Raw genomic sequence first — 11,335 nt, 5'->3', positions numbered from 1 at the left:
GATAAGAACTAATTTAAATGGAATGAGCCCGGTAGAATACCGAGCTCATCATATCAAAAATATTGCATAAATTCGTCCAACTTTTTGGGGGCAGTCCAAATTCTCGGGCTTTTCTTATTTTTCGCGACTCCATATCTCGTAGATAGGATCTCCTTTAGAACTTTTGCCGCTGTGATGCCACTGTCCTTCTTCAATTTTTCCGTCAAAGGTTAAGGTTACACCTACGCGGCTGTTGTCTCTTGAGAAAAAAAGAATATTTTCTTGATATTTGCCGTCTTGAAAAGTGTAATTTCCACCGCCTGTGCCATAAAATCCTTTCTCTGCCGGATTGATGGCAAACCATTGGAAATAGCCGTCTATAAGTAGTTTCAATGTTTTGCGGTTGCCACGCTGCATGGTCTGTATGTTGTCGTTAACTTTGCGTCCCGTGATGCGCCATAATCCATCCAGCGCTTGAGAATGTGTCGCTTTCTTGTCGAAAGCTACCTCATCCACCTTTAGTTGGTTGTTCTGAAAGGATATGGAGAATCGATGGTCTTTGCCAACATTTTCCGGATTTTTATTGTCAAACTCGCAATGGACGATGAGGGTGTTGTTTTCTATGTTGAAAGTTCCTCCCTGCGTGTTATGGTATTCTTTATCTGTGTACACAGTATGGGTGACATAACCGTCGACGAATAAAAGCAGGTGGTGGATATCATTGATTTTTGTATGATAAGCACCGGAAAGACTTTGGGCTGCTGCCTGTATGATGCAGCCTACAACAAGAATAATAGTAAATATCGTTGTTCTCATAATTTTAAGGGCTATTGATTTGTATTAAATATACCCATTAAAACAGAGAAGGACAATAAAATGTTTTTTAGATATAGGATTAAAAATGGTAAGCTGTCTCACTTTTGGTTTCCGACAGTACAAAATAGGTTTGCACTGTATTTACCTGAGGTAATACAGCCAGTTTGTGTCGTAAAAACTTGTGATAGGCTTCCATGTCTTTTGTCGCTATGCGAAGCATAAAATCGTAAGATCCCGCCATCTGATAGCACTCCATTACTTCCGGAAATTTGGATACTTCTCTTTCGAATTCGTTGAGGGCCTCAAACGTATGGTTTTTCAAAAATACCTGAGAAAAGGATATCAAGCCGATACCGATCTTGTTGCGGTCCAGAATAGCTACCGTTTTTTTGATATATCCAGCTTTTTTTAATTTTTTTACCCTCTCATGTACAGCGGCTATGGATTTGTAAAGTTTCTCGGCCAATTCTTTGTTGCTAAGTGTGGCATCCTCCTGCAAAAGCTTGAGCAACTTAATATCTGTAGGGTCTAAATTCATGGTGTCTCTAAGGTTTTGGTTGTTAGTTTTCAAATTTATTAAATAATGGTTGATATTTTCAAGCTAATTTTTGTTATTGCCGTAAAAAATACGAAATGATGCTTTAATTTCTGAATATTTATGGTCTTAGAGATCTTTCTTTCTTCTGAAAAGTGTAACTTGATTGTGGAATATCCTTTCAAACAGTGATTTATTTCGATAAAATAATATATTTGTAATACAGCATAAACCTAAAAAATCAATATGAAGACATCAAATGTTTTAAAACACTCGGCTTTTGCTTCATTACTTGTGGGGGCTTTATTGGCATGTAATAATGCTTCCGACAAGAATGAGCAGGGCGAAGAAGTACATAATGCGGCAACGCAAGTTATTCCGGAAGAATCTAAAGAACTGATAGGCCGTTGGGATCTTACTGTAGACAAAGAAGGTAAGGAAGTTCCTTCATGGCTGGAAATAAAATTATCAGGATTCAGCACCTTGGTGGGTTATTTTGTTTCGGATGCCGGCAGTGCCCGTCCTGTATCGCATATCAAATTAGAAGATGGCAAGTTTCATTTTGAGATTCCTACCCAATGGGAAACAGGTACTGGTATGATTAAAGTGGAAGGTGCCCTGAAGGATGGTAAGATCGAAGGTACTATCACCAGCAATACAGGAAAAGTCTATAAATATGTGGGTGAGAAGGCTCCTTATTTGGTGAGGAATGCTGAAGGCAGATTGGGACAATCTATAGAATTGTTCAACGGCAAAGACCTGACTGGCTGGGTTCCATTTGGTGGAGATAACAACTGGTCTGTGAAAGATGGTGTCTTGGTAAATGAAAAGGCGGGCGCTAATCTGAAAACTGAACAGAAGTTTGAAGATTTCAAATTAGAGGTAGAATTTAAATATGGGCAGGGAGGCAACTCGGGTATTTACCTGAGAGGACGTTATGAAGTACAAATTGAAGACTCGCCGGCAGAGAGGCATCCAGGATCGTTATACTTCAGCGGCATTTACGGATTCTTAAGTCCAAGTGAAATCGTAACCAACGGTCCGGATCAGTGGAATAAATACGAAATTACCCTCAAAGGACGCATGGTGACGGTGGTAGCTAATGGCAAAACTGTTATCAGCAATCAGGAAATTCCGGGTATTACGGGGGGGGCTCTCGATAGTAAGGAAGGCGAACCTGGACCTATTTACTTGCAAGGGGACCATACAGGAATCGAATTCCGTAAGATTGTAATCACTCCAATAGAGTATTAATACTTATCAACAAAAAACTGCTGCTAATCATTAGCAGCAGTTTTTTGTTGAAGAAAACACTAATTCTTTAGATGCCTATCTGCACTACTACTATATCTTCGTTATGATAAGCCGGATAGTAGGCGGCTATTGCACCCATATCTTTATATGATTTTAGCTCCTCGTAGATCCATTTTCTTAGCGTTCCTTTTCCTTTGCCGTGGATAAACTTAATTTCAGTATATTCCCAATAGATGGCTGCATCGAGACATTCCTTGAAGTGGTCAATGGCTAGGTTGAGGATTTCGTCAGCATCATAATCTTCCCAGTCGTCCAAAAAGGCTTCGGCATGTAGATCCACCACTTTGGGAGGCTTAGGTAATGTTAGTGACATTGCTTAAAATAAAAATGGTTTATTAGGGTTATTTCGTAAATATTCCAGTTTGCTTTGAAACATTATGCCCATCTTGTTGGCTCTCCATTTTGCTTCTTCGGCTTTTGGTCCCTCGAAAAGCTCATCTACGGTCTGTCCGAAGAGCAAGAGCCAACGGTCAAAATGGATTTTGGAGATAGGCAGGTGTGCATGCGGAGGGAAGGGCCTTCCATCATAGGTATATTCTTCCAGCAGGATAGTTTGCCAAAAGCGATACATCTTGTTCAGATGTTGAGGCCACCGGTCCTGAATGTTCTGGTTGAAGATAATGCCCAGCAGGTCGTCCTTTCTGATTTTATCATAAAAGGTATCTACCAGCATTTTGATATCTTCCAAAGTTTGAATGTCTGTTCTACTCATTGGTACAAATTTCGGAATAAAAAAGTGAAAGCATGGAAAGAAATGTGGAAATGATTTTGGAATGATAAAAAGGATGAAAAATTATCTTGCAATAAATCAGCTTGTTTGCTTTTTTGATGAAGAAAATGTTTGCAAGTAATTAAAAACACTGTATATTTGCATCACAAACAACGAAGGTTAGTCCTTCAGCGGGGTGTAGCGTAGCCCGGTATCGCGCCACATTTGGGATGTGGAGGTCGTAGGTTCGAATCCTGCCACCCCGACGAAAAAGAGTCCAACATTGTTGGACTCTTTTTTTATGGTGAAAATAAGAATGCAAACCCTCTATGAAGCTTGTCTAAGCTTTCTTACCGTAATTATTCTTCACTTTGCTTAAAATCAGATCTGGTGTTGGCCGTAAAAGTACGCGGATAAGCGTGTTTTATACTTGTAATGCTTTTATTTTCAACTTTATAGCTTATGAAAGGTTATTCTAATAGACAATTAAAATAGAATAATTATGGCTAGATCAAAACAGGAAAACATGAAAAATGCACATCTACACGAACTCTTTGTAGATGCTTTAAAAGATATGTTAGGAGCTGAAAGACAATTGCTTAAAGGTCTGAAGAAAATGTCACAGGCAGCGCAAAGTGAAAACCTTAAAGATGCTTTCGATACGCATTATCAACAGACTGAACAGCAGATAGAAAATCTTAAGGAGGTCTTTGCAAATTTAGACATCCCTGCTCGCGGAAAGAAATGCAAAGCTATGGAAGGTCTGTTGGAAGAAGCTGACGAAATTGCAGAGGAATTTGAAGACAGTCCGGAAGTATTAGATGCAGCCCTTATAGCTGCCGCTCAGAAAGTAGAACATTATGAGATAGCTTCTTATGGATGTCTTGTTACATATGCCGATCTTATGGAACATGAAGAGGCAGCTTCTATACTCAAAAGCATCTTAGACGAAGAGAAAGAAACAGATCAACTGCTTACGCAGATTGCTATGGGAGAGGCCAATATGGGAGCATCCTCCTCAAAGAAAAATTCTAAAAAGTAATTTTCCATTAGGCCCCTCTTGTAAGCTGTACCAGATTCTGGTGCAGCTTTTTTGTTGATTTTAAGAGTAATGGAATTTAGATTATAATATTCAGGGATTTATATTCTTTACCCTGAAGATGTTTTCAAAGACAATAAAAAAGCGGAGGATGAGCTCCGCTTTAAACATACCGATATAAAAACTTAATAGAATTAATAAAGAAAAACTTTTTGTTAAATAGTTCCTGCTTCATCAGGATTTTGCTTTCCCGGCTGATAAGGATCCATGTGTACATCGTCCTCTTCTTCGGGCTCTATTTCGTCAAGATCCGGATTTGGTTCCTCCATAGGGATTTCTTCTGTGTCAGGATATCGTTGTTCTTCCTCTTCATTGGGGTCGGAGATATTTTGTTCTTCTCCTTCAGGAATATAGTTTTCTTCATCGGATTCTCTATGGGTGTTAGGGTTATCCCCATCCAATGGATTATTGTGATGCTGATTGTCATAGTCCGGCATGTGAGGATTATTGTTGGCTAAAATAATGCATACGATAGGACCTAGTCCTTTTGTTGCTGATATCATTTGTCTTCTCATAATTAAACGTTTTTTGTAAAGGATGAACCTCTGTCAGAGAGAAATAGTTGGAGGAAATAATACCTGATTGTTAGAAATAAAATATCCTAAGTAAGCGTATAAACACGCGTTCTACCTTGTATTTTGAACTATTCCCGTTCTTAAAGCGTTAATAATTAAAGAAAAAAACATTATGAGATCGAGAATAGACGAACGGCTTTTAGAACGCTGTGGAAATTATCTCAGCAGCAGAAATTTAAAACTGGTGTGTGCGGAGAGCATGACAGGAGGGTTTCTGAGCAGTATGTGGGCGTTAGAACTGGCGAGTGGAGATTACTTTCTAGGATCTATAGTTTGTTATGATGATTTGCAGAAACAGAAAGTTTTGCAAGTAGCACCTGCCCTCATTGACATACATACGGCAGAGTCCGAAGAGGTTACACTGGCCATGTTGCATGGGCTTAAAATATTGGTGCCTCATGCTGATGTGTATGTTAGCATCACGGGGTTAGCCTTCGAGAGTCCCAATCCCAAGCAGCAAAGACCAGTAGGTACGGTTTATTATGCTTTTTCTTTTGGAGGAAATACCGAAGTATTTGAAAGACATCTTTCAGGAAATACGGGTGAGATTATTATAAAAACTTGCAATTCTATTTTTTCGGACTTATGTCCGTGGATAGAAAGTCTAAAATCATAACCATCAAAATTCAATATCATGAAACACAAAATGAGCTTATGGCTATTCACCATTTTATTTTTCGTGGCTTGCGGACAGCGCAACGACTCCGAAGGTACCAGTGCAGAAGGAAATGATCCGGGCCCAGTTACGGAGGCAGACAAACAGCGTTATAATCTCAATAACTCCGACGTCATGAATTATGGAACGCTCGACTCGGCAGATGTAGATACCATTCCGACGGACAGTGCAGAAGAAAGACAATAATTTTTATCAAAATTTTAAGTATGGCAACAATACATCATAGTAAATCCAAAGGCAGGGAGATGCATAAGGAGAAGAAAGATATTCTTACAAGCAAAGGGAAAAAAGAGGTAGACCGCGATGACGTGATGCAGGATGGAGATGCAGAAGCGGGGGTAGATCCACATGTAGAGCAAATCAATGATATGCCCAGTGACCCTAATGACAGGCCAAGAGAAATTGTCAAGGACAAGCATAAAGAAAAAAAAGATGCTCCTTGAAGCATCTTTTTTTAATTATTGTATTTAGCTTGAAGTTTTTTCTGTAAGGTTTTGCGGATGATGTGTATTCGCGACTTTATGGTTCCTTCAGGAATGCCGTACATCTCCGACAATTCGCGGTATTTATATCCATCCACAAAATGGTTGAACATCTCGCCGTGTGATAAGGGCATGTCGCTAAGAATTTTGGAGATGTCTTTAAGCATCATACGCTGGTCTGATACATCGTCCATGCGTGGTTCTGAGCTAAGTTTTTGGTTGTAATAGAAAAGGCTGATGTCTTCATAGTTCTGCTGGTACGTCAGGCGCTTATACTGATTGATAAAGATATTACGCATGATAACGAAGAGCCATGACACGACACGAGGATTGTCAAAAAATTGATCCACATATTTGAGTGCACGGATGAAAGTCTCTTGGACTAAATCATTGATGACATCCGGATCTTTGGTGAATTTTTTCGCCAAGTTTTTTAGGATGCGCTGATATTCTACAAGTTGCTTGTTAAAGGCTGCGTCTGTTCTCATAACGTTTTGGTTTTTAATTTTCAAATGATATGAGGGGTATGACAAAAACAGTGCGCCAATTTCTTTTTTGCTTTCAATCAGGTGTTTAATGGAATCAAAATAGTATATGTATCTAGACTCCTAGGATTTTAGCGTAAGTAGGGATTACGTATTTTCAACAGCATCTTTCGCAATAAATACTTGTTTTTTCACGATAAAGACTGTTTGATTTCAACGCCTACAACATAACAAGCAAGAGCCTTGTTCTATTCTTAAAAGAACGGGTATGAGATTTTTATTTTATTTACTGGTGCTCTTCATGTGTCAATCCTGTATAGGAGAGGGTTCCGAAAAAATAAAGGAATCTCTTAAAGGGGTTAAAGAGTGTATCGCTTTGGAGGAGATTGTTTATCAACGTACCGAAGGGTTGTTGATTTTGGAAAAGTTAAGCGGCTCAGCCTTTGGGAAAAAACCAGAGGAATTATATTACAAAATATTATTATACTATCAACAGAGCCAGCCTCAGCTGGTGGGCATGTGCAAGGATAAGGAACTTAACTTATCTATGGCGGCATATGAAAAGATAAACCAAAGTGTGGAGATGCTTGTAAAAGATACTACCTCTTTCGATAATGAATTGTTTGAAGCTTTCCTACATAATTTGAAGAGGCAGAGGTCTTTGTATTTTCATGTATTGGAAGACTCGGATTTGCAACATATGCATTCCTATATGTTAGAGTGTTATCTTCAGATTGTCTGCTTTATCGAAGATATTGAGCATTTCAGGATATTGGCACATCAGGGATACTTTTGATTTTCTATGTAGAGACTAATGACTTTTGGTGAGAAGAGTCTTCTTTAAGGTTGGGAAACCGCATAATCACTTTGGTTCCTATACCTTCTCGAGATTCTATTTCTATTTCTCCGTCCAATCGATCTATTATCCTTTTTACTAGGGCTAAGCCTATACCCGATCCCGCATAAGATGTAGCATTTTGGGCTCTACCAAACATATCAAAAATTCGGTCGAGATCATTTTTCGGAATGCCTATGCCATTATCCATCACTTCATATTGAATCATTTCTTCCTTGATAGTACTTTGAATATGAATTTTGGGAAGTTTTCGTCCCTGTGCATATTTTATGGCATTACTAATAATATTGGTGAAGATCTGATAAATAGCACTTTTCTCACCCCATATGGGTAGAAGATTACCGAACGTCACTTGACAGAAGTCCGCTTTATAGGCCAGCTTCGATTCTGCTACAATCTTACGAAGAAGATACTTTAGGGGGATAGATTCCTTAGGAATTTTGTCTACTTTGTGGTGAGACACATGAAGGATATTGTTGATGATCTCTTCTATATTGCTAATGCCTTGAGAAAGGGTGTTGAGCCATTTTCGCTCATTGGGAGCGCTATGCTTTTCTTTGCTTTTGAGGAAGTCAATACCCATTTTCAGTACCGACAAGGGATTTTTGATGTCATGAGAAAGTGTATAAGTAAACATTTCCAGCTCATTGTTGAGTTCGGATAGGTTTTTCGTTTTGATTTTATTTTCAAAGAATTTCTCGATCAAGGAGTGGTTGAGTGTGTTCTGTAAGCCCTCTAGTAAGGTCAATTCTTCATCATTCCACGGGGTTGCCACATGATAAACATCATTTTCATAAACCATCAATTTTTCGTCTGGGGATGTACAGACCTCAATATGAGTTTCTTTGTAAGGAGATTCTTGCCTAAACCAAACAATATAGTAATCTTTTTTGCTGTCGACATTATAGGCTAGGAGGCCCGCAAATGGAAGCTTTTTTCTGAAAAAAGCTTGATAGCGTAACTTAAAATTGTGGTCTTTATAAATCACCTCTTTATTGGAATTTTGCAAAAAGTGGATGATCTCAAAAAACAAGTTTGCCGAAGGAGTTTTTCCGTTTAGGTAAATATCTCCTTCGTTGTAGATGGCTATACCATCCGAATTCATCATCAAGCGTAGATTTTCCATACTTTCTACCAAGGCACAATTGATGGTTTTGTGATGTGTAAGCCTCTCCAACAGTTTATGTTGAAAGGTTTGTATCTGCGTGTTGATGTTGAGCTGACCTTCCTTGACGAAAGTCTCGTACTTGCTCATAGCATTTTGTACAATGAAGGTGCAGATTTTTCTATTTTGAAGATCTATTGGTTTAACATGTCTGTTGTTGGCGATGACCAGTCCCCAGAATTTCCCTTGAAGGTATAGGGGGAAGGAGACGACGGTACCTATTCCCATGAGCCGGTAGGTAGCCATCCGCTCTTGCGGAAAGGAAGTTATCTGCGTGATGTTGAGATCTACATCCGTCAGGGAGTAAAAATCTTGTGGAGGAGCTATTGTATTTTCTATATAACGATAGGAGGTTCCTGAGTAATAATCTATAATGTAGGGAGGTAAGAATTCTTTAGAGAAATTTTTGTCGGCATAGGATTCCAATTGGCCATTATTCGTTTCGGCTAGCACCTTGCAGTTGCCCATATCCTGTTGTTGGACGATAAAAACACGGTCGAAGTGTAAAATCCGGTTAATAGCCTTGCAGACAAAATTCCAATTGGGGTGATACCTGTTCTCGAAAAGGAAGCCTATATCTTCAAGATCTCTTGTTGAAATTTTTTTGTTGAGCTGTCTTTCTGCTTCAATATAGATGTAGTTTTCGTGTTTGCTAATCTTTAGATAGTAGAGCTTTTGCTGAATTCTTACGGTGAGTAAAGCGCGGGGCGGGTTGCCCTCTACAAACGAATGGATTACCGCTCGTATCTTTTTAGACGAACTGTTAGGCAGATGGAGCAATAGACCTTCTACCGGAGTGCCCAACAAAGATTCTACAGGGATGTTGAATTCTACAAGCAGATGTTTGGATACTCCTATGATGTTTAAGTTTAAATCCACTATAAGAATATGCCCAAAATCTTGAATTTTAAAGTTTTTCAATGTGTTTTAATTTTCAGGTACAAGATGACGGCTAGCACTTCTCATGATGTGATTATTAATTTGTTCTGCAGTTATTGTTGTTTCTCTTGCCTTAGTCTTTAGACAGAAGGGCTTTATATAGAACGTTTTTCCGGCTTTTTAGTTTTCATTATTATTTTATCCAAGTATTCTTAATAAAAAAACGTTGTTAATTGCTTTTTGTTGTCCTAATAAAACCAAATGACAACTTAATTGTTGTATGAGAGTACCTATGAAATCCTAAGCTAGTGTTGAAAATATGATCAAGGTTGTTTTAGTAGAAGACCACTTAGTAGTAAGAAATGGAATCAAGTTGCTGTTAGATGCTGCCGGGGATATTGAAATTGTCGCTGAAGCAGAAAATGGCAATGAGCTGATCAACATGCTGGAAAACGGAATCAAGCCGGATATAGTCATCAGTGATATTAATATGCCGCTGATGGATGGATTGGAGGTGACATCGTTTTTGGCCTCCCACTATCCTTCTATTAAAGTGATCTTGCTATCCATGCTGAATACCGTAGAGCAAATGTTGGAGGCATTCAACAAGGGTGCCAAAGGATATTTGGTGAAAAATGTAGGGTTTAGTGAACTTATTTTTGCCATACAGCATGTCGCTGAGGGAGGGCGATATGTATGTGCGGAGCTTTCAATGATGATGGTAGATAAGCTGGCTTCCTCTTCCGCGGGAGGTAAATATGCTTATTCTTCAATAGATTTAGATCTTTCGGAAAGGGAGGTAGAAGTGTTGCAGCTTATCAGTGAAGGCTATACCAATATGGAGATTGCTGACAAGTTATTTCTTAGCAAGAGGACGGTAGAAGGTCATCGACAAAGTCTTATCAATAAGGCGAAGGTCAAGAATTCTGCCGAGCTTATTAAGTTTGCCGTACAACATCATTTGGTGTCATAATGAAAATCCCCATCTTTTGGGATGGGGATAAGTGTTAGTCATGACCTTCTGTTTTCACAATCTTATTGTAAATGCCGAACAAGAGAAATGGAGCTACCCATTGTCCTATGAAAAGAGCACCTTTATCTCTGCAGAGACATTTAAGGGCTGCAGAGGCTGCCATTGCCGAGACGGCAAGTGCTAGATAAGCTGTGGAAGGAAGTTTTGATGTTACTTTTTCGATTTCTTTGGTCGCTTGACCTTCATTTGGAGTTGTAAGTGCCATAGTATAAAAGTTTTATTCGTGAATTATTAACTTATTAACATCTATTTATAGGATTGGGTTCACCATTGTACTCAAAAGCCGTATTAATGCATTGTAATAAGTATTTACTCCCTTTTTTAATCTTTTCTAAACCTTATTATAGTCGGGGCTGTTCGTATAGAAAATGAATAATACATTAAAAAGACTATAATTATGAAAAAGACAATAATACCTTTAGGCATATCGTTGTGTATGCTAGCCATCATGGGGTGCTCGAATCGTAGTAATAACGAAAATACCACCGACATGTATGATACCTTGTATCAAAATAATCCTAGTGATATGGATACCTTAATGCAGGATACGTTGTCGCAGGATTCCTTAATTCCGCCCACACCCATGAATTAATGCGTGGTTAATTCTATTCAGACGAATAAAGGCCTACTCCATGTAGACATGCCCCAAAAAGTTAGACACTTATTTGGGGCATTTTTATGAGTAAAAAACAGAAGTATAATTTCAATTTTAAGTTACGTCTAGTAACCACT

The 11,335-nt window shown here is 38.7% G+C and carries 16 protein-coding genes and 1 tRNA gene; 9 read left to right on the top strand and 8 right to left on the bottom strand.

The genetic code is table 11. The features are described 5' to 3' along the window. Positions 1–114: 114 nt before the first annotated feature. Together ABD873_RS09200 and ABD873_RS09195 are read right to left on the bottom strand one after the other, a co-directional pair. Positions 115–795, bottom strand: a complete 681-nt coding sequence (locus tag ABD873_RS09200) for a hypothetical protein (protein ID WP_345067638.1) — start codon at positions 793–795, stop codon at positions 115–117. 79 nt (positions 796–874) lie between these two features. Continuing rightward, complete coding sequence (locus tag ABD873_RS09195) at positions 875–1,333, bottom strand: Lrp/AsnC family transcriptional regulator (protein ID WP_345067641.1); 459 nt, start codon at positions 1,331–1,333, stop codon at positions 875–877. A gap of 243 nt (positions 1,334–1,576) precedes the next feature. Here ABD873_RS09195 and ABD873_RS09190 point away from each other — a divergent pair, with 243 nt between their 5' ends. Next, a complete protein-coding gene (locus tag ABD873_RS09190; protein WP_345067635.1) occupies positions 1,577–2,584 on the top strand; it encodes a 3-keto-disaccharide hydrolase in 1,008 nt (335 codons plus the stop codon). A 67-nt stretch (positions 2,585–2,651) separates the two neighbouring features. On the opposite strand, the gene ABD873_RS09185 is transcribed toward ABD873_RS09190, so the two are convergent. Both ABD873_RS09185 and ABD873_RS09180 read right to left on the bottom strand, forming a co-directional pair. Continuing rightward, entirely contained in the window at positions 2,652–2,957 is a 306-nt protein-coding gene (locus ABD873_RS09185) for a Smr/MutS family protein (protein ID WP_345067632.1), read from the bottom strand. Positions 2,958–2,960: 3 nt separating this feature from the next. Then, a complete protein-coding gene (locus ABD873_RS09180) occupies positions 2,961–3,356 on the bottom strand; it encodes a group III truncated hemoglobin (RefSeq protein WP_039053100.1) in 396 nt (131 codons plus the stop codon). A 189-nt stretch (positions 3,357–3,545) separates the two neighbouring features. Between ABD873_RS09180 and ABD873_RS09175 the strand changes: the two genes are divergently transcribed. Further along, a tRNA-Pro gene (locus ABD873_RS09175) sits at positions 3,546–3,619 on the top strand. 236 nt (positions 3,620–3,855) lie between these two features. Further along, positions 3,856–4,395, top strand: coding sequence for a YciE/YciF ferroxidase family protein (locus ABD873_RS09170; protein ID WP_345067628.1), 540 nt, complete (start codon positions 3,856–3,858; stop codon positions 4,393–4,395). Positions 4,396–4,607: 212 nt separating this feature from the next. Here the strand turns inward: ABD873_RS09170 and ABD873_RS09165 are convergent, their stop codons facing one another. Continuing rightward, positions 4,608–4,967, bottom strand: a complete 360-nt coding sequence (locus ABD873_RS09165) for a hypothetical protein (RefSeq protein WP_345067625.1) — start codon at positions 4,965–4,967, stop codon at positions 4,608–4,610. 172 nt (positions 4,968–5,139) lie between these two features. On the opposite strand from ABD873_RS09165, the gene ABD873_RS09160 reads away from it, so the two are divergent. The 3 genes from ABD873_RS09160 to ABD873_RS09150 are packed head-to-tail and all read left to right on the top strand — an operon-like array spanning position 5,140 to position 6,146. Then, a complete protein-coding gene (locus ABD873_RS09160; protein WP_082021796.1) occupies positions 5,140–5,643 on the top strand; it encodes a CinA family protein in 504 nt (167 codons plus the stop codon). A gap of 30 nt (positions 5,644–5,673) precedes the next feature. Continuing rightward, a complete protein-coding gene (locus tag ABD873_RS09155; RefSeq protein ID WP_345067620.1) occupies positions 5,674–5,889 on the top strand; it encodes a hypothetical protein in 216 nt (71 codons plus the stop codon). Between the two features lie 20 nt (positions 5,890–5,909). Then, on the top strand, positions 5,910–6,146 hold the full coding sequence (locus ABD873_RS09150; protein WP_345067617.1) for a hypothetical protein: 237 nt from the start codon (positions 5,910–5,912) through the stop codon (positions 6,144–6,146). A gap of 11 nt (positions 6,147–6,157) precedes the next feature. Here the strand turns inward: ABD873_RS09150 and ABD873_RS09145 are convergent, their stop codons facing one another. Further along, positions 6,158–6,673, bottom strand: coding sequence for an RNA polymerase sigma factor (locus ABD873_RS09145; RefSeq protein ID WP_345067614.1), 516 nt, complete (start codon positions 6,671–6,673; stop codon positions 6,158–6,160). A gap of 265 nt (positions 6,674–6,938) precedes the next feature. Here ABD873_RS09145 and ABD873_RS09140 point away from each other — a divergent pair, with 265 nt between their 5' ends. Continuing rightward, entirely contained in the window at positions 6,939–7,466 is a 528-nt protein-coding gene (locus ABD873_RS09140) for a hypothetical protein (protein ID WP_345067611.1), read from the top strand. Between the two features lie 4 nt (positions 7,467–7,470). Here ABD873_RS09140 and ABD873_RS09135 read toward each other — a convergent pair whose 3' ends face one another. After that, positions 7,471–9,612 carry an ATP-binding protein gene (locus ABD873_RS09135; RefSeq protein ID WP_345067608.1) on the bottom strand — a complete coding sequence of 714 codons (2,142 nt, stop codon included), beginning with the start codon at positions 9,610–9,612 and terminating at the stop codon, positions 7,471–7,473. Between the two features lie 277 nt (positions 9,613–9,889). On the opposite strand from ABD873_RS09135, the gene ABD873_RS09130 reads away from it, so the two are divergent. Then, entirely contained in the window at positions 9,890–10,543 is a 654-nt protein-coding gene (locus ABD873_RS09130) for a response regulator (RefSeq protein ID WP_345067605.1), read from the top strand. Between the two features lie 34 nt (positions 10,544–10,577). Here ABD873_RS09130 and ABD873_RS09125 read toward each other — a convergent pair whose 3' ends face one another. Continuing rightward, a complete protein-coding gene (locus ABD873_RS09125; protein ID WP_345067602.1) occupies positions 10,578–10,808 on the bottom strand; it encodes a hypothetical protein in 231 nt (76 codons plus the stop codon). Positions 10,809–11,000: 192 nt separating this feature from the next. Between ABD873_RS09125 and ABD873_RS09120 the strand changes: the two genes are divergently transcribed. Next, positions 11,001–11,195: a hypothetical protein gene (locus tag ABD873_RS09120; protein ID WP_156138169.1), complete on the top strand. Its 195-nt coding sequence runs from the start codon at positions 11,001–11,003 to the stop codon at positions 11,193–11,195. Positions 11,196–11,335: the final 140 nt, after the last annotated feature.

Source organism: Sphingobacterium thermophilum, from assembly GCF_039541675.1.
Lineage (GTDB): Bacteria > Bacteroidota > Bacteroidia > Sphingobacteriales > Sphingobacteriaceae > Sphingobacterium > Sphingobacterium thermophilum.
This window is presented reverse-complemented; position numbering and strand designations above follow the sequence as displayed.